The organism is Sphingobacterium alimentarium (assembly GCF_004342685.1).
GTDB classification, from domain to species: Bacteria; Bacteroidota; Bacteroidia; order Sphingobacteriales; family Sphingobacteriaceae; genus Sphingobacterium; species Sphingobacterium alimentarium.
This window is the reverse complement of record NZ_SMBZ01000039.1, coordinates 1-18771: the sequence shown is the minus strand read 5'-3', so window position 1 is coordinate 18771 and position 18771 is coordinate 1. Positions and strand designations below refer to the sequence as shown.

15 protein-coding genes and 1 tRNA gene are annotated in these 18771 nt (G+C 38.3%); 8 read left to right on the top strand and 8 right to left on the bottom strand.

The features are described 5' to 3' along the window. Positions 1-44: 44 nt before the first annotated feature. Together EDC17_RS12790 and EDC17_RS12785 are read left to right on the top strand one after the other, a co-directional pair. Positions 45-2189 carry an FUSC family protein gene (locus tag EDC17_RS12790; protein WP_132778452.1) on the top strand — a complete coding sequence of 715 codons (2145 nt, stop codon included), beginning with the start codon at positions 45-47 and terminating at the stop codon, positions 2187-2189. 6 nt (positions 2190-2195) lie between these two features. Continuing rightward, entirely contained in the window at positions 2196-3173 is a 978-nt protein-coding gene (locus tag EDC17_RS12785) for a YpdA family putative bacillithiol disulfide reductase (RefSeq protein WP_132778451.1), read from the top strand. Here EDC17_RS12785 and EDC17_RS12780 read toward each other — a convergent pair. After that, positions 3163-3771 carry a TetR/AcrR family transcriptional regulator gene (locus tag EDC17_RS12780; protein ID WP_132778450.1) on the bottom strand — a complete coding sequence of 203 codons (609 nt, stop codon included), beginning with the start codon at positions 3769-3771 and terminating at the stop codon, positions 3163-3165. The genes EDC17_RS12785 and EDC17_RS12780 overlap by 11 nt on opposite strands. A gap of 120 nt (positions 3772-3891) precedes the next feature. Between EDC17_RS12780 and murB the strand changes: the two genes are divergently transcribed. From murB to EDC17_RS12765, 3 genes are all read left to right on the top strand, one after another. After that, a complete protein-coding gene (gene murB, locus EDC17_RS12775) occupies positions 3892-4902 on the top strand; it encodes a UDP-N-acetylmuramate dehydrogenase (protein WP_132778449.1) in 1011 nt (336 codons plus the stop codon). 215 nt (positions 4903-5117) lie between these two features. Beyond that, the gene (locus tag EDC17_RS12770; protein WP_132778448.1) at positions 5118-5624 is read left to right on the top strand and encodes an RNA polymerase sigma factor; all 507 of its coding nucleotides are present in this window, start codon (positions 5118-5120) and stop codon (positions 5622-5624) included. A gap of 21 nt (positions 5625-5645) precedes the next feature. Continuing rightward, a complete protein-coding gene (locus tag EDC17_RS12765; protein WP_132778447.1) occupies positions 5646-5888 on the top strand; it encodes a cytochrome b5 domain-containing protein in 243 nt (80 codons plus the stop codon). A 36-nt stretch (positions 5889-5924) separates the two neighbouring features. On the opposite strand, the gene EDC17_RS12760 is transcribed toward EDC17_RS12765, so the two are convergent. From EDC17_RS12760 to guaB, 7 genes are all read right to left on the bottom strand, one after another. After that, positions 5925-6839, bottom strand: coding sequence for a PfkB family carbohydrate kinase (locus EDC17_RS12760; RefSeq protein ID WP_132778446.1), 915 nt, complete (start codon positions 6837-6839; stop codon positions 5925-5927). A gap of 59 nt (positions 6840-6898) precedes the next feature. Then, positions 6899-6972 (bottom strand) — tRNA-Asn (locus EDC17_RS12755). A gap of 115 nt (positions 6973-7087) precedes the next feature. Beyond that, positions 7088-8782, bottom strand: a complete 1695-nt coding sequence (asnB, locus tag EDC17_RS12750; protein WP_132778445.1) for an asparagine synthase B — start codon at positions 8780-8782, stop codon at positions 7088-7090. 238 nt (positions 8783-9020) lie between these two features. Then, positions 9021-9581: a hypothetical protein gene (locus tag EDC17_RS12745; RefSeq protein WP_132778444.1), complete on the bottom strand. Its 561-nt coding sequence runs from the start codon at positions 9579-9581 to the stop codon at positions 9021-9023. A gap of 70 nt (positions 9582-9651) precedes the next feature. Then, positions 9652-12228, bottom strand: a complete 2577-nt coding sequence (locus tag EDC17_RS12740; RefSeq protein WP_132778443.1) for a phosphoenolpyruvate carboxylase — start codon at positions 12226-12228, stop codon at positions 9652-9654. A 166-nt stretch (positions 12229-12394) separates the two neighbouring features. Then, complete coding sequence (locus EDC17_RS12735) at positions 12395-12511, bottom strand: 30S ribosomal protein THX (RefSeq protein ID WP_132778442.1); 117 nt, start codon at positions 12509-12511, stop codon at positions 12395-12397. Between the two features lie 133 nt (positions 12512-12644). Then, positions 12645-14120, bottom strand: a complete 1476-nt coding sequence (gene guaB / locus EDC17_RS12730; protein WP_132778441.1) for an IMP dehydrogenase — start codon at positions 14118-14120, stop codon at positions 12645-12647. A 226-nt stretch (positions 14121-14346) separates the two neighbouring features. Between guaB and EDC17_RS12725 the strand changes: the two genes are divergently transcribed. The 3 genes from EDC17_RS12725 to secDF all read left to right on the top strand — a co-directional run bounded on the left by EDC17_RS12725 (position 14347) and on the right by secDF (position 18638). After that, a complete protein-coding gene (locus EDC17_RS12725; protein WP_132778440.1) occupies positions 14347-14700 on the top strand; it encodes a bleomycin resistance protein in 354 nt (117 codons plus the stop codon). Between the two features lie 249 nt (positions 14701-14949). Next, positions 14950-15426, top strand: coding sequence for a hypothetical protein (locus EDC17_RS12720; protein WP_132778439.1), 477 nt, complete (start codon positions 14950-14952; stop codon positions 15424-15426). A 230-nt stretch (positions 15427-15656) separates the two neighbouring features. Beyond that, positions 15657-18638, top strand: a complete 2982-nt coding sequence (secDF, locus tag EDC17_RS12715; protein WP_132778438.1) for a protein translocase subunit SecDF — start codon at positions 15657-15659, stop codon at positions 18636-18638. The last annotated feature ends 133 nt before the right edge of the window (positions 18639-18771 follow it).

Genomic DNA, 18771 nt, shown 5'->3' with positions numbered 1-18771 from the left:
AGAAAATTCTAAATTGTTCACAAAATAGAAACCCGTGCTACCCAATGAAGAAAACACAAGAAATAAGTAGCTTTTTTTATAGTCAATATTTCGCTGAAGGAATACGTATTACTTTAGGATCAATTATTCCGGTGATCGTATGCGCTTTTCTTGGAGAGTTTTTGATGGGTACATTCATATCCCTAGGCGCATTGATCGTGGGCTTGTCCGACACGCCTGGAGCTCCTAGACACAGACGATTGGGTATCATATACTGTACTATAATCTCCATCATTTCGATACTAGTTACAGCATTAGCCAACGACTACTTATACATTATGACAGTCGTCATCGCTGGCCTCTCCTTTTTGTTTTCGATGTTCTCCGTATTTAATGCTCGGGCCGCAACAGTAGGCATGATGGGGATACTGATTATGCTGATTAATATTGACGCACAGTTCCCTTTTCACGAGGAGATGATGTACTTGGGTTTATTTGTGATTGGAGCGGTGTGGTATATGCTGATTAGTTTTTCGCTCATGCAGGTACGCCCCTATCGGCTGGCGCAACAGGAATTAGGCGAAAACATCGTGCTAGTGGCGGACTATTTACGCTTGAAGGCGAAATTTTATGACTTGAATAATGATGCTGAAGAAAACTATCTTCGATTGATCGAGAAACAGGTCAGTGTCAATGAGCATCAGGAAAATGTTCGTGATATACTATTTCAGAGTAAGCGATCCATTAAAGATACTACCCGTGAAGGCCGATTCTTAACACTTATCTTCAATGAACTGGTGGATCTTTTCGAACAAAGTATGACTACACATTATGATTATACGGAGATTCGCAGAAAATATGATCAATCGGGCATTCTGGAAGAAATAAAAATCCTTATCGACAAAATCGCACATGAACTAGACAGTATCGCTTACAAGATAAATGCGAATAAACGCCCGTATCCGCTTTATCAATTTGACAAAGAAATTGATAAATTAAGACTCCTGATTGATGATTATGACCGTTCGAGTGAGGTAAACTCCATTCCTTTGAAGAAGATTGTCATCAATATTCGTACGATTACCAAGCATATCAATAATATTTATCAATACGTACAGTTCAAAGCTGATGACGTAAATAAAGAAGAAATTCAGCAGTCAACAAAGTTTATTAAAACAGATATTCTCAATTGGCAGAATTTGAAAGATAATCTAAGTCTGGATTCCTCTATATTCCGGCATGCCCTACGGATGTCAATAGTCTTATCAGGTACTTATTTTCTTTTTAATATATTCAAATACTCGTCATTCACTACCTACTGGATATTGTTAACTATTTTGGTGATTTTGAAACCGGGCTTTGGTCTGACCAAAGAAAGAAATCTTCAACGACTTATCGGGACAATTATTGGTGGTATAATCGGAGGAATTATACTCCTTACCGTACCGGATGTGATGGTACGCTTTTTAGTTATGATTATCTTTTTCCTCATTGCTTATAGCCTCTTCCGTGTCAATTATATTATGGCTGTTATATTTATGACACCCTACGTATTGATTATGCTCAGTTTTTCGGGCGTCAATACATTAGAAATGGCCAAAGAGCGAATTATTGACACCTTTATTGGTGGGTCTATTGCATTCCTGTCCAGCTATGTGATATTTCCCAATTGGGAAAGTTTCCAGATACGGACCAATATGCGTAGCTTGCTCGTGGCGAATTATAAATATCTAGCGCAAGCTGTCACTCTTTTATCGGGCAGTAAAATTTCTATTATTGATTACAAATTAGCACGCAAAGAAGTGTACATCGCCTCCGCGAATATGGGCTCCACTTTTCAGCGCTTGCTCACCGAACCCAAATGGCGTCAAAAACATACGAAAGAGGTCAACAGATTTGTTATACTCAACCATATTCTTTCATCTTATACGGCTTCTTTGTTGACTCAAATCTACAATCCGGAGAATGAGTTTTCTAACAGTGAACACCTCAAATTGCTGGTAAAATCCCTTGGGCATTTAGAAAGCGCTATCCAAGAAATATCGACAAATATCTGCTCAGATGTGGAATTTGTCAAAACATCAATAAGCAATAACGTAGAACTTATCAACGATGATGCTATATTAATTACCGAACAATTACAGTTTTTGTCCAAAATATCAGGAGATTTGCAAAAAATTGTTTCATCTCTTGCTTCCAAAGAAATTTAACACAAAATGGATAATACTATATACGACGTTATAATAATAGGTGCCGGACCGATTGGAATCGCTTGTGGTATTGCTGCCAAAAACAATAATCTGTCACATTTGATATTAGAGAAAGGGTGTCTTGTCAATTCCTTATACAATTATCCTATCAATATGACTTTCTTCTCTTCGTCCGAACGATTGGAGATCGAAGAAATTCCCTTTGTGACCACCAACCCCAAGCCTAAGCGTGCTGAGGCCTTGGAATATTACAGACGGGTACATGACAAGTATAGATTGAATACACGCCTATTCGAAGAGGTATTATCCTGTGATAAAAATGAAGATATCTTTGATATTCATACCAGCAAAGGTGACTATCGGGCAAGGCATGTGATTGTTGCCACCGGGTTTTACGATATTCCTATGTATTTGAATATCCCTGGTGAAGAGTTGCCCAAGGTAAGGCATTATTACGATGATCCTCATTATTATGCGGGGCAGCATGTGGTCGTGGTCGGTGCTAGCAATTCTTCCATCGATGCTGCATTGGAAACATATCGCAAAGGCGCGAAAGTGACTTTAGTCATCCGCGGTACAGACATCAGTCCGCGTGTCAAATATTGGGTACGTCCAGATATTCTCAATAGAATTGCAGAGGGAACTATAGATGTGCATTACGAGAGCTGCTTGAAAGAAATTAGAGCCGATGAAGTCGATATTCAGACAAAAGACGGGTTACTTACTATTCCGAATGATTTTGTATTGGCGCTGACAGGCTATCGCCCCAATTTTGAATTGCTCCAACGTTTCAATATTGCGATCCAAGAGGAGTTTCCTATGATTCCGGAGCATAATCCAGATACGATGGAGACTAATGTAGAAGGGCTATATCTTGCAGGTGTCGTATGTGGTGGTTTGAACACCCATCTTTGGTTTATAGAAAATTCTAGAATTCATGCTAAGATGATCATGGCAGATATTCTTGCCAAACTTAGACCTTAAGACCGGCAACAAATATTTCGGCGAGTTTCTTTTGCATAGACAGAATTTCATCAAATTCGGACTTGTCCGGGATAAAATCATTTTTGAAATCTTTGAGTACTGACATCCGCATACCTAATGTGCCGAAGATAAAAATCCGTGCCGTCTCTTCGACGTTATTTGTGCGTATTTCCTCCGTTTCCACACCGCGCGAGAAGACCATTTCGACAGCTTTACGCTGGCTCTCAAAAGATTCGATGATTAGATTTTCCAATTCTTCCGGCAATTCTTTGCGCATCAGAATAGTATATTCCAAGAGGTAAAAGTATCTTTTTTTGAACTCCATCCCTATCTCAAGCACCTTGTTAATGCCTTCAATCACACTCCCCGCTTTCTCGATAGATTGAATCACATTCATTTGGCATTCGCCAATGACGTGCTCTAGCACCGCAGCATACAAACTGTTTTTGTCTGGAAAATAATAGTATAATAGCGCTTTGGAAAAAGATAAATCCTTTGCAATTTCGGCCATGGTGGTCTTAGCCATGCCATAATGTGCAAAGCGGCGTTTCGCTGTTTCTAAAATTTTGAGTCTCTTTTCATCTGCGTTATTTGCCATAATCAAATAAAAAATTAATAGGTGATTTTACCCTCTTTGTGCTTATCTTTACAACTACGGAAGTCATTAAATATACCATTTTATTTTATTTTTTAAGACAAAAATTAATTCTACATAAAAGTGAAGATTCAGCAAGACATTAGGTTAAAGAATTACAATACGTTTGGAGTACAAGCAATAGCAAAAGAATTTATTGATATTCAGGACGAGAAACAACTCATAGACTTATACAATGCGGGAATTTTCCAGAAGAAATTTTTTGTTATCGGTGGTGGCAGTAATATACTATTTACCCAAGATTTTGACGGCACTATAGTCAAAATATCCAACAAAGGTATACAGCACTTTATAGAAGGATCTAATATATTCATTACCGCAGCAGCTGGAGAAGTATGGAATGACTTAGTATGGTATTGTGTAGAACGTGATTTTCCGGGTTTAGAAAATTTAGCCTTAATCCCTGGAACCGTCGGTGCCTCTCCTATTCAGAATATTGGCGCCTATGGTACGGAGCTTATGAATGTATTGTACACTTGCCGTGCTTTTGACACCTACACAGGTCAGTTCAAGACTTTCAAAAATCAAGAGTGCGGATTTTCGTACCGTGACAGTATATTCAAATCCAAATATAAAGGACGATATATTGTGATTACCGTGACGTACAAGCTTCATCTACATGCATCGCTGAATACTTCCTATGGAGCAATTGAATCAGAGCTCGCTTTACGGAATATTAAGGAGCCAACGATCAAAGATATTGCTACGGTAGTATCGCACATCCGCGTAGAAAAATTACCTGATCCCAGTACAGTCGGGAATGCTGGAAGTTTTTTCAAAAACCCAATAATACCTAACGATCAGCTGGAGAAACTAAAGCTGCAGTTTCCACATATTGTCTCCTATCCCATAGATGCTTTCTTTACAAAAGTTGCTGCCGGCTGGCTCATTGAGCAGTGTGGATGGAAAGGAAAAGAAATCGGTGAAGTAGCCGTTTGGAAGAATCAAGCACTCGTGCTAACCAACAAAGGTGAGGCGACAGGAAATGAAATTTTTCTTGTTTCAGAACAAATTATCGACTCTGTTTTTGATAAATTTCAAATAAAACTCGAGCGAGAAGTAAATATTCTTTAGAAAAGTTTTCCACAATTCTTAAAAAACACAAAAAGTCAAAAAAATCTAAATGCGGTTTAACGCTATATAACGCCAATTTTGAAAGACTTTTTTTATGTTTTAACAAAAATTTAATAAATCCTAATAAATTTCTAGCACAGTGTTTGTTTAGTTTAATATGAAGTAGTTAAAAAATGAAAACTATTAACTACATAAACTTTACAAACCTTAAAGCTATGAACAGATTAGAATTTAACACATTAGTGATCGAACATGCAGACTCTTTAAGATCGTACGCACGCAATTTCACAAAAGATCACGATGATGCCAATGATTTGGTTCAAGACACACTGCTAAAGGCTGTCACATATTTCAAAAACTTCAGAGAAGGAACTAATTTAAAAGGTTGGTTGTACACGATAATGAAAAATACATTTATCAACAATTACCGCCGAATAACGAAGTCCAATAGTTTCATCACCAAAGAAGAAGAGATATCCACGGTTAATCTTGTTCATTCTGCCACTAAAAATCAAGGGGAGAATAAGTTTGTCCTCGAAGATATTAACTCAGCACTGTCCGCTTTGGCTGAAGATTATTATACACCCTTTACTATGTATTTTGAAGGCTATAAGTATCATGAGATCTCGGAACATTTGAACATACCGATTGGTACTGTAAAAACCCGAATTCATGTGGCACGCAAAACCATGAAAAAAACACTCTCAACTTACAAATACTAATTAGTTTGGTACTTTTGTAGCATGAGTGAAGATAACTTAGCTATTTATACCAAATCCCAACTAGCTTTGAGAAATGGACAAGATAAACCCGAAATTTGGGTGGCCTATCAAGGTCTTATTTACGATGTGACATCGAGTAGATTGTGGAAAAAAGGCATGCATTATGAGCATTGGGCAGGACAAGATTTGACGGAGGAGCTGCAGGATGCCCCGCATTCGGAAAACGTATTTGATCGATTCAAAAAAATAGGGAAACTCGCATAATTGAGTTTCCCTATTTTTTTTGATTATATATTTTACTTACGCAATATCAAATTTAGATAAAGACACAAATTGTTGAATGCGCGCCGAAATTTCTTCCTGCGTTAAGTCTTTCAAACGCTCAGTACCAAACTTCTCTACACAGAACGAGGCCATCGCCGAACCGTAGATAATTGCATTCTTCATATTGGTAAAGTTGATCGATTTTACTTTGGCTAAATAGCCCATAAAACCACCCGCAAATGTATCCCCTGCTCCCGTAGGATCAAATACCTCGGCTAGCGGTAAAGCTGGAGCTGAGAATATTTGTCCTTCACCAAAAAGTAATGCGCCATGCTCACCTTTCTTGATGATCAAATATTTCGGTCCCATCTGAAGTATTTTTTCTGAAGCTTTGACAAGCGAGTATTCCCCAGACAGTTGACGAGCCTCCTCATCATTGATGGTCAATACATCTACTTTTTGTAGCACTTTTTTCAAATCTTCTAACGCTACATCCATCCAAAAATTCATGGTATCCAATACCACAAGTTTAGGCTGTTCCTTCAATCGCTCCAACGTATGCAATTGCACCTGTGGTGTTAAGTTGCCTAATAATAAGTACTCACAGTCTTGATAAGATGCCGGAATTTTAGGATCAAAATCCGCCAATACATTCAATTCAGTAACTAAAGTATCACGGCTGTTCATGTCATTGTGGTATTTACCAGACCAAAAGAAAGATTTGCCGCCTTTTACTACTTCAATACCTTCGACATGAATACCTTTCGCCTTGATAATATCAATATTATCGCCAAAATCTTCACCAATTACACTAACTAGCTTCACATTGTCATAAAGATAGGAAGCGGATAAACCAGCAAAAGTTGCAGCACCACCTACAATTTTATCAGTCTTTCCGAACGGTGTTTCGATAGCATCAAAGGCTACCGTACCAACTATAACTAAACTCATTTTATTTTAGATGAATAGTGTAAAACAAAAAAACCGGCAATTAAGCCGGTTTGATAGCGCTCCTGAAGCTGGGCTCGAACCAGCGACCCTCTGATTAACAGTCAGATGCTCTAACCTGCTGAGCTATTCAGGAATTTATTAGTAGGCTGCCCTGCTAACGCCACAAAGATAATACTTCTGTGTATTGTATACAAATGTATTTTTAAAATTCTTTAGCATGCATTCTCTCCTACTAATAACGGGAAATATTAATCCAATTCTACTTCAACTTTTGCTTTGTCATAACTCTCATTATGCACACTAGCCACTGCTCTGCCGGATGGATCATTCAAATTTTGGAATGAAGCATCCCACAATAAAGCCTCTGGCGTACTACATGCTACCGATTTTACCGAAGGTACGGTGCGCGCTGCAGCTTCTGATGGAAAGTGAGATTCAAAAATAGTACGGTAGTAGTATTCTTCTTTATTTTTTGGTGTGTTGATTGGGAAACGTGCTGCAGCATCGGCAAACTGCGCATCTGACACGCGTGCCTCAGCTTGTGCCTTTAACGTATCAATCCAACTGTAACCTACACCATCCGAAAATTGTTCCTTCTGACGCCAAGCAATGCTTTCTGGCAAGTAATCCTCGAACGCTTTACGCACGACCCATTTCTCCATTCTTCCATTGCCAATCATTTTGTCTGCTGGATTCAAGCGCATCGCGACATCCATAAATTCTTTATCTAAGAATGGCACACGCCCTTCTACGCCCCACGCAGCTAATGATTTGTTGGCTCTCAGACAGTCGTACAAATATAATTTCTTCAACTTACGAACAGTTTCCTCGTGAAACTCTTGCGGATTAGGTGCTTTGTGGAAATATAAATATCCTCCAAACAATTCATCCGATCCTTCTCCCGATAAGACCATTTTGATACCCATCGATTTGATCACGCGCGCAAGCAGATACATCGGTGTCGACGCCCGGATTGTCGTCACATCATAAGTTTCCAAATGATAAATAACATCGCGAATAGCATCTAATCCCTCTTGAATAGTAAAGTTGACTTCGTGGTGGATAGTGCCGATATGATCTGCAGCCTTTTGAGCAGCTATCAGATCTGGTGCTCCTTTCAATCCTACTGCAAAGGAGTGCAATTGCGGATACCAAGCTTCTTCCTGATCACCAGATTCAATGCGCTTAGAAGCAAATTTTTTCGTAATAGCAGCGATAACAGAGGAATCTAATCCTCCAGATAGCAGTACGCCATAAGGCACATCAGACATCAATTGACGGTGAACGGCAGCTTCTAATGCCGCACGCAACTCATCAATACTGGTTTCATTATCTTTCACAGTATCATATGACTCCCAATCGCGCTTGTACCACTGCTGCGGAACCAGACTTTGCTTACTGTGGAGATAGTGTCCCGGAGGAAATTGTTCTATAACCGTACAAAATCCTTCTAAGGATTTGAGTTCTGAAGCTACAAAAAATTGACCTTTGTCATCCTGTCCATAATATAATGGAATAATACCCATATGATCACGTGCGACGAAAAATGAATCGTCACGGGAATCGTACAAAGCAAAACCAAAAATTCCATTCAGGTCTTCAACAAAACTTGGTCCTTTCTCCAGGTACAACGCTAATACGACTTCTGAATCCGATTTTGTTGCGAAATTATACTGTGGTAGTGAATTACGCAGCTCCTGATGATTATAGATTTCTCCATTGACAGCCAATACGACTTTTCCATCTGGACTGTATAAAGGTTGACTTCCCGATTGCGGATCGACAATAGCCAAGCGCTCATGAGCTAATATAGCTTTTGATGAACTGAAAATTCCAGACCAATCTGGTCCGCGGTGACGAATTCGTTTTGACATCTCTAACACTTGAGGCCTAATAGTTGCTTCCTCTTGTACTAGATCAAATGCTCCAATAATACCACACATAATATTTTGTTTTTTTAGATTATACTTTCAATGTTTGTTACACAAAGAAACAGTATTAAAAACAAAATTCATAACATTCTTATATTTTTATTGAAATTTTAATATTTTATGCATGATTTTTATAAAAATAAAATAAAACTTTGACAAAATGTATATCAAATATGAAATTCTAAAAATATTAAAATAAAAATGGCATCTCATGGAGATGCCTTTTTTATTTTAATATAGCTGATCTGGCTTAGTGATGCGCATGCGCATCTTCTTTACCACCTATTTCTGTATATAAATGAGATACCATATCGTATTGGTTCTTTGCAAAATCTTTCAAACCACCATTGGTACTACGAGACAATCTTTTTAATCGTTCTTTCACCGTTGCTACTTCATGTTGCGCGTGTTGCACATAATCAAAGTTAGCATGTGCTACCTGCTGCGTGTTTGCTACACTATCTACTGCTGTTGTGTCTGTATCCGCATGTCCTTGAGGAATTCCTTTGATCGGAAAATCTACACGATTTTCGGTAGCTAATGAATCCAAAGACGGCAACAATTGATTGTAATATGCTTTTACTTTAGCCGCAACTTCAGCTGCTTTTGCATCACCTGCATTCTCAGCATATTCAGCATATTTTACACCATCTAATGCAGTTTCACCTACAACTTGAAAAAATGCATAAGCATCACCATCAGCTAATGTCATGTGCGTAAATTTCAATTGATGATCATTCATTCTATAATCACATGATGTCATCAAAGCACCAGCACATATTGCCGCAACAAAAAAAGTATTAAATTTCATTTTTATTCAATTTTTCGTACACAAAAATATAAAATATAAACCAAAGTTCTTTAAACTTTCAGAATAAGTATTATGCTAAATTTCTACCTGCATTTACTACTCCGTAGATTGTACGGCTTATAAGTTTTCTGTACACCTCTTGTTGCTCCTCGGTCAATGCACCGCTTTCTATATTTCGAATAGCATAATGCTGTATAATCAATAGCGGAAGAACGATCTTTTCACGTTCTAGAATGGAAGCACGCTCTACCGGATAATTTTGCATCAGCATATCCGAATTGCTCAATTTCAACAAGTACGTCTTAGTTTTATCGTATTCTTCCTTAAGCATAGTCCAAAATTCGCCAAACTCTTTATCGTCGCGCATATAAGCGGTGATGTCAAAGTTGGATTTGGTCATGGACATCATACAATTATCGATCAACGTATTGAAGAAGCCTGAATTCTGATACAGATTTCGCACATACGACCATAGGTTATTCTCTTCAGCCCATTCTAGCGCTGTGCCGACGCCAAAGAAACCTGGAATATTTTGCTTCAATTGGCTCCATGCAGTTACAAACGAAATCGCGCGCAGATCTTGCAGGCGCAGTTCTTTGTCCGAATTACGCTTCACGGGTCTACTACTGATATTAATAGACGATAAAGCTTTCAATGGGCTCAACTTTTCTAAGTATTTCAAAAATTGAGGATGATTGCGCAAGGTCATAAACTTACGGTGACTTTCTACTGCCATATCATCAATGATACTTTTTTGTTTTTCAGTCAGCGTATCACTACTATTTTGCTTGATTTCCGATATTAAGCCGGCGTGCAAAAGCTGTTCGATATTATATTGTGCAGTATCCAACGAGCCATATTGACTACTTATGGTTTGCCCCTGAATCGTTAATTGAATATGTTTGTTCTCGATCTCACCACCCATAGCAGCATAAAAACGTTGCGTCTTACCGCCTCCGCGTGCAGGAGGTCCTCCTCGCCCGTCAAAGAACACCAAATCCACATCGTACTCACGTGCCAGCGCCGTCAATTCAATCTTCGCTTTGTAAATAGACCAGTTAGCCATCAAATAACCACCATCTTTGGTACTATCCGAAAAACCCAACATAATCGTCTGCTTATTGCCTCTTCTTTTTAAATGTTGTGCATATTCACCATGTGTATACAGTGCCTGCATCACACTTTTGGCGCGAGCCAAATCATCCACAGTTTCAAATAGCGGAACAAAATCTATAGTGAGTGCATCTTTCTTCCATCCTTGCCACAAAAACAATTGCATCAAACCAAGAATATCGGATGCTTGCTGGCAGTTGGAAATTATAAATCGCTGTGCCGCGCGTTCGGTCCCTGATTTTTGTATGCTTTTAAGTAAACGGATCACACCCAAAGTATCTTTTACCAAAGGTTCTGCCTCGTCCGAAAACTCTAATAGTTCCTCATTAAATTTGAAAGCAGCTTGTTTCTCTTTCTCCTCACTCTCCAAGTCATCTTGGGACAATCCCGTCTGACCGTTGTACGATTCGACCAAGTAACCGATGGTCTGGCGCAATACCGAACTATCTTGACGGATATCCAAGGTGGTAAAATAGCAACCAAAAGTATTCACCTTGCGGATCAAATCTTCGACCAATTCGACAAACAATCCGTTGTGATATTTGACCAACACATTTTTAATGTTATTTAGATTCTCCAGAATTTTGTCCGTTTCATCCTCCGGATTTTCGCTCGGATTGAAACTATTATTGTAAAGTAGTTCCTGCAGATTCTCCAAATATTCTTCGACACCGCGGAAAGTGATTCTACGTTTTACAATTCTGAAATCTCGGTAGTAGCAGCGGAATAATATCGTGCGCAACATCGTAGCTACCTTTTTTGTGCTTTCGACCGTCACGTTAGGATTTCCATCGCGATCACCTCCTGGCCAGAAACCCAATTCGATCAATTGCTTCACATCATCCGACGCCAATTCCAATTCGTTGTCTATCTTCGAATGTATACTTGATGTTACTTTGTAAAACACATTTTCCAAATACCACGCTAAGCTTATTGCTTCGTCCACAGGTGTTGGTTTCTGCTTATTGATAAAGGGAGTCTTACCCAACTGCTGCAGCAGCAAGTTGATATTTGGAATATCATTATTTTTAATCGCCTCGATCAAATCATTAATGATGGCCAACACGGGACCAGGATAGAATTGCGTAGGATGCGCCGTAAGAACCAAGCGGACCGAAAAGTCCTTTAGCTTCTCCACAATACGCGCTTTCAGATTCTTGTCTCCTTGCGCTAATTTGAACAAAGAATCCAGACCGGCGGTTTCATCAGTCTTGCCTAATGCCCGAAAGGAGGAATCCTCCACAGCATCAAATAACACCACTTGTCGCTCGATATACTGTACAATTCGAAATAATAAATCGGTGCGATCACTCTCTTGTACGTATTGTTCATATTGACCAAAAAAGCTGTCAATTATATGTTCAGGAGCCAAATGCTGCTCAACACCATTTTCACAATGTGCCGCAAAAAAAGGAAGCAATGTTCCTGTATGTTTTACACGTTGGAAAGGTAGGGTTAAAAACAAGCTTTTAAAAAGATCAAATCTAGTGAGAACCTCATTTTCAAATACGACTTGCTTTTGACTTAATTTCATTATGAATATTTACTATTAGGCGTGAAGAAAAAATTATTACGAACCCCAAATGTATGCAATTTTAATATTATTTAAACAAATAATTTATCAAAATAAAATTAAATCACTCAATTTGATGCGAAAATAAAAATTACAGAGGAAAAGCAACCGGATTGGTTGCTTTGATTTATTCAGATTCTTTTGTTTCTACTTTTTTGCGTGCCCCATTTTTACCTGGTCGCTTTTTACCATAAGAACCCATTACAATTTTTCCACGTGTAGTCTTTTTATCTCCTTTACCCATAATAAAATAAATTAGTGAACAGTTTATTAAATGATTACTTATACTCCCAATTTACAAAATATAAAAAAAGAACACAAAAAAAGTCTAGAAATAATCTAGACTTTTTTGTGTTCTTTATTGTTTATCAAAAAACTTATCCTCTACTGTTGTAATTAGGTGCTTCTTTTGTAATTTGAATATTATGCGGATGTGATTCTCTCAAACCAGCTCCTGTAATACGTACAAATTGTGCTTCTTTTAAACGCTCAATACTTCCAGCTCCACAGTAACCCATAGATGCTCTCAAACCTCCTATATATTGGTATACCACTTCAGCTAATGTACCTTTGTAAGGCACACGACCAACGATACCTTCTGGCACCAATTTCTTGATATCAGCTTCTACATCTTGGAAGTAACGGTCTTTTGATCCTTTCTCCATCGCTTCTACTGACCCCATACCTCTGTAAGATTTGAATTTACGACCTTCCAATAGAATGGTTTCACCTGGAGCTTCTTCAACACCAGCGAATAATGAACCTGCCATAATGGTGTCCGCACCAGCAGCAATAGCTTTAGCTATATCACCTGTTTGTTTGATACCACCATCAGCAATCAATGGAACGCCTGTATCTTTCAACGCTTTAGCTACTTCGTAAACGGCATACAATTGAGGAACCCCAACTCCAGCGATGATACGTGTCGTACAGATTGAACCAGGACCGATACCAACTTTGACACCATCAGCACCTGCATCAGCTAATGCTTTAGCTGCAGCGCCTGTAGCAATATTTCCAACGATCACCTGCAAATCAGGATACTTCACTTTTACTTCTTTAAGCTTATTGATTACGCCTAATGAATGACCGTGAGCAGTATCAATAGTCACTACATCTGCTCCTGCAGCTACTAACGCATCTACACGATCAATAGTATCGGCAGTCACACCTACAGCAGCACCGACCAATAGACGACCGTGCGCATCTTTAGCGGCATTCGGGTAGTGTTTATATTTTTGAATATCCTTGAATGTGATAAGACCTTTGAGAATATAGTTATCATCTACAACTGGTAATTTCTCTATCTTATGGTTTTGTAATATCTCTTCCGCTCTAACTAAGTCTGTTCCAATAGGTGCTACTACAAGATTATCTTTGGTCATCAACTCATTGATAGCTCTTGTCATATCCTTTTGGAAGCGTAAGTCGCGATTGGTCACGATACCTACTAACTTACCACCGTTATCTATTACGGGAATACCACCAATTTTATGCTCTCTCATGATACTGAAAGCATCACCTACCGTTGCAGTTTCTAGCAACGTAACAGGATCTTGGATCATACCGCTCTCCGAACGTTTTACCTTACGTACCTCGGCAGCTTGCTGTTCAATAGTCATATTCTTGTGTAGCATACCAATACCGCCCGCCTGAGCAATGGCAATAGCCAAATCAGACTCAGTGACTGTATCCATGGCAGCAGATACTAAAGGAATATTTAATTTGATTTTGCGCGTGAGATATGTACTTGTATCAACGTCTCTCGGTAATATTTCTGAATAAGCTGGTATTAATAATACATCGTCGTAAGTAAGACCTTCAGCTACGAATTTTTGTGGATCTAATTGCATGGCAAATACCTTTCTTGGGTTTTCTATTTGCCGGACAAAGATACAAAATTAATTTATATATTATAATGAATAATTGAATTTAACCTCTTATATTCATTTACTGACATTGATATGAGTAATAATAATGGATAAAAGTCCAAAATAAAAAATATACATGTTCAATTGTAAATAATTAATCGTTTCGATGCGCGGTAATACGGAACGCTAACCTCAACTTGTAAAGCTTATGAACCTACTCACAGTCTGCCCAAAGTTGCCCATGCGCATTAAAGCGGTGACGATAGACTTCTATCAGAATAAACTAGACTTCCTAATATTGGGGGATTATGGAGACTACGTCCTTTTGAAAAAAGATGAGATAGAAATCCATTTTTTTTCTTTCGCCGAATTAATCCCCCAATCGAATTATGGTCAGGTATACATCCGTGTTCAAGATATTGCTAATTTATACCAGACCTTTTTACAAAGAAATATTGCCATTCATCCGAACGGTAAATTGGAGTTAAAACCTTGGAAGCAACAACAGTTTTCAATTCTCGACCCCGATAATAATCTTCTGACCTTTGGGGAAAGTTTATAACCATTGGGTTATGTGCTTCTAATGCAAGATAACAGGTTATTTCCTACAATTGACACCTTTATAGAGATCAAACATCTCGAATTTGGGCTATAACGCTCTGAGGTAAATTTTTCATATACAAATACATATTCTAGATTGTAGAAATAAATTGTCAGCACAAAATTATTTTTGGCAACATATTTGCTTAAAAACAATAAATTGAACTAAGGAAAAACCTAAGGTTCTACTTCAACACACAAATTATAGAATATGAAAAAAGTATTTTTATCTTTAATCGCAGTAGCTGCTCTTTCATTTGGAGCTAATGAAGCAAAAGCTCAAACTCCGTTCAAATCTGCATTAGGTATTGTATTTGACGGTAACGATGGCGCAAACGTTGGTATCCAATATAAGACAGCATTAAACGGCCCTCAAGCATTACAATTGCAAGCGGCTTTCAGTAACAAATGGGCATCAGTAGGTGCTGACTGGCAATATGAAAGACCATTCAGCGGAGCGGACGGTCTACACTGGTATGCTGGTGTGGGCGGTCAATTAGGATTCTGGACTGGTGACGGTGATGGTCATACATTAATCGGCTTAAGACCTCAAATCGGTTTGGAGTACAAAATCCCAACTATTCCATTTGCAATGCACTTAGATTACAAACCATATTTAGGATTGAATCATGATACTGGTTTCCACGGTGATGGATTCACTTTCGGTATCAAATACGTACTTAGATAACAACCATATGAGTGGGAGTCCGAGTGGCTCCCATTTTTTTTATACCTAATACCCATTCACACCCCTCCTCTTAAGCTATCCAAATACGCATAGTTATATTGGTATTGTATTTTTTCCTTTGTTTTCTTTCTTATTTTTTTTTATACCTTTGCGATTCTTGGTAAATATTTTTATCATTACATTGCAATAAAAAAACATAAACTATATCAAATTAATAGACGATTAAGAAAATGCAGAGCAAAGGGCTGATTAAATTTTTGGTAGCCGTATTGACAGTAGCCTGTCTTTATGCGTTATCATTTACATTTGTTACAAGAAAAGTAGAGCGGGACGCTAAGGCATTCGCTGCGGGTGACATTTCCAAAGAAAAGGCGTATTTAGATTCCATCGCTAGTGAAGTAGTGTACAATCTCGGAGTAGCTAAATTTACTTACAGAGAATGTAAAGCACAAGAATTACCATTAGGTCTTGACCTTAAAGGTGGTATGAATGTGACCATGGAAATTTCTTTAGATGAATTGATTCGCAACTTGGCGAACAATCCAGATGATGAAAAATTCAACAATTCATTAAACGAAGCAATCAAATTAAGTAAGTCAACAAACAAATCAATTGTTGATTTATTTATCGATGAATATAAAGCATCAGGAGCTACAAAATCATTAGCTTCATTCTTCGCTACAAAAGATAATTCGAGCGTTATCAACAATAGCAGCTCAGAGGCAGACGTAAAAAGATTCTTGCAGGTAGAATCGGATAATGCTATCCAGAACTCCTTTAAAGTATTACGTACGCGTATCGACAAATTTGGTGTAGCATCTCCAAACATTCAAATTCAGCAAGGTACTAACCGTATCTTAATCGAATTGCCAGGGGTGAATGATGCAGACCGTGTACGTAAATTATTACAAGGTTCTGCGAAGTTAGAATTCTTCGAAACACATGATAATGGTCAAATCTATCCATTATTAGAGAATATCAACCAAACATTAGCGGCTTCCCAAAAATCAACTCCAGCAGTAGCTCCTAAAGATACTGCAGCGGTAGATACAACGAAAAAAGAAGACAGATCATTAGCTAATCTTGCTGGTAATACTGCTGCAAAAACGGATTCAGCAGCAGCTATGGCTAATCTAACAGCACAGAACCCATTATTCAGCGTATTGATGCCTTCTATCTACCAAACACCAGAAGGTCAACAACAATTGGCTCCAGGTGCACAAGTGGGTATTGCGGCACTAAAAGACACAGCGAAAGTAAACGAATACTTGACAAGACCGGAAATCAAAGCATTGATTCCTTCGAATGTCAAATTACTATGGGCAGTAAAACCTGATCAAAGAGGTGATTTATTGTCTCTATATGCTATTAAAGTAGGCGCTAGTGAAAGTGGAGCTGTATTGTCTGGTGATGTAATCACAGATGCTAGAGAACAATTTGGTCCAACCAATGCACCTGAAGTAAGTATGACAATGAACTCATACGGTGCAAAAGAATGGCGTAGAATCACAGCAAAAGCTTCCCAAAAGAAAGAATCTATTGCTATCGTATTGGATAATGTAGTGTACTCTGCTCCTACTGTACAGTCAGAGATTGCAGGAGGTAGCTCGTCTATCTCGGGTAACTTCACTATCGAAGACACCAAAGATTTGGCCAACGTATTAAAATCTGGTCGTCTACCGACTACTGCCAAAATCGTTGAAGAAGCTATCGTAGGTCCTTCATTAGGACAAGCAGCAATTGATGCAGGTCTTAACTCATCAATGATCGCTGTAGTAGTAGTAATGTTATTCATGGTAGCCTACTACAATAGAGCAGGATGGGCAGCGAACATTGCTGTTATATTCAACGTATTCTTCTTAATGGGAATATTAGCCTCATTGAATGCCGTGTTGACACTTCCAGGTATTGCCGGTATCGTATTGACTATGGGTACTGCCGTAGATGCCAACGTACTGATATACGAACGTATTCGTGAAGAAATGCGTTTGGGCAAAAACATCAAGCAGGCAATTGACGAAGGTTATAAACATGCGATGTCTTCGATTTTAGACTCGCAAATCACCACTTTCTTAGTAGGTGTTGTATTATTCTTCTTCGGTTCTGGACCGATCTTAGGTTTCGCTACGACATTAATGGTGGGTATTATTACATCATTATTTACTTCTATCTTTATTTCGCGCTTGATTTTCGAATTTATGCTAGAAAGAGATATAAAAGTTAGCGTATCATTCCCTTGGTCAGCAAATACCTTGTTAGGTGCTAATTTCCAATTCATCAAAAAACGTAAGTTATTCTACACCATTTCGTTGATTGCTGTAGCAATATCACTTATCTCTATCTTCACTAAAGGATTTAGTTTGGGTGTTGATTTCCAAGGCGGTCGTACATACACAGTGCGTTACGACAATGCGGTTAATCTAGAAGATGTACGTAAAAACTTAGATGATGTATTCGGTTCCTCTACTGAAGTGAAAACTTTCGGAACTTCAAATCAAGTACGCGTTACAACAACATATCACATTAGCGAAACAACAGATGAAGCAGATGCTGAAGTATTAGCTAAACTTAATTCGGGATTAACAAAGGTTTCTGACAAGTATGAAATTCTTTCTTCTCAAAAAGTAGGACCTTCTATCGCCTCTGATATTAAAGAGCGCGCAGGTTGGTCAGCTCTTATTTCAATCTTGATTATCGCGGCCTACATTTTGGTTCGTTTCCACAAATGGCAATATTCTGCTGGTGCAGCAGTAGCAACTATTCACGATGGTATTATATTGTTAGGTTTATTCTCTTTGTTGGATGGAATCGTTCCTTTCTCATTGGATATTGACCAACACTTTGTAGCAGCGTTCTTAACAGTATTGGGTTACTCAGTGAATGACACGGTAGTTGTATTTGACCGTATCCGTGAAGATGTGAATAAATCAGCAGGCTTACACAAGAACTTTGGCGAGGTAATCAATCACGCAATTAATACGACGCTAAGCCGTACGATTATCACGTCCTTGACATTAATCTTCGTATTAGTGGTATTGTTCATCTTTGGTGGTGAAGTGATCAGAGGATTTGCATTTGCGATCTTGATAGGTATCGTAGTAGGTACATACTCTTCTATTATCTTAGCCGCTCCTACGGTTTATGATTTAGGTAAGAACAATGCAAACATTGCTAAACCAAAAACAGCAGAAGCAAAAGTTGTTACTCCGTAATAACATCAAAAAATAATATAAAAGGGCTACGATAGCCCTTTTTTTCTGAAAGTTTTTTTGTTTCTCCATCCTACATCAATACAAATGTCGACCAATATATTATTAAAGGTCTGTTAGATTGCTATAATTAGTT

Coding starts and splice junctions, on each gene's coding strand:
- EDC17_RS12790 (WP_132778452.1), top strand. CDS start 45: ATGAAGAAAACACAAGAAATAAGTAGCTTTTTTTATAGTCAATATTTC.
- EDC17_RS12785 (WP_132778451.1), top strand. CDS start 2,196: ATGGATAATACTATATACGACGTTATAATAATAGGTGCCGGACCGATT.
- EDC17_RS12780 (WP_132778450.1), bottom strand. CDS start 3,771: ATGGCAAATAACGCAGATGAAAAGAGACTCAAAATTTTAGAAACAGCG.
- EDC17_RS12770 (WP_132778448.1), top strand. CDS start 5,118: ATGAACAGATTAGAATTTAACACATTAGTGATCGAACATGCAGACTCT.
- EDC17_RS12765 (WP_132778447.1), top strand. CDS start 5,646: ATGAGTGAAGATAACTTAGCTATTTATACCAAATCCCAACTAGCTTTG.
- EDC17_RS12760 (WP_132778446.1), bottom strand. CDS start 6,839: ATGAGTTTAGTTATAGTTGGTACGGTAGCCTTTGATGCTATCGAAACA.
- asnB (WP_132778445.1), bottom strand. CDS start 8,782: ATGTGTGGTATTATTGGAGCATTTGATCTAGTACAAGAGGAAGCAACT.
- EDC17_RS12745 (WP_132778444.1), bottom strand. CDS start 9,581: ATGAAATTTAATACTTTTTTTGTTGCGGCAATATGTGCTGGTGCTTTG.
- EDC17_RS12740 (WP_132778443.1), bottom strand. CDS start 12,228: ATGAAATTAAGTCAAAAGCAAGTCGTATTTGAAAATGAGGTTCTCACT.
- EDC17_RS12735 (WP_132778442.1), bottom strand. CDS start 12,511: ATGGGTAAAGGAGATAAAAAGACTACACGTGGAAAAATTGTAATGGGT.
- guaB (WP_132778441.1), bottom strand. CDS start 14,120: ATGCAATTAGATCCACAAAAATTCGTAGCTGAAGGTCTTACTTACGAC.
- EDC17_RS12725 (WP_132778440.1), top strand. CDS start 14,347: ATGAACCTACTCACAGTCTGCCCAAAGTTGCCCATGCGCATTAAAGCG.
- EDC17_RS12720 (WP_132778439.1), top strand. CDS start 14,950: ATGAAAAAAGTATTTTTATCTTTAATCGCAGTAGCTGCTCTTTCATTT.
- secDF (WP_132778438.1), top strand. CDS start 15,657: ATGCAGAGCAAAGGGCTGATTAAATTTTTGGTAGCCGTATTGACAGTA.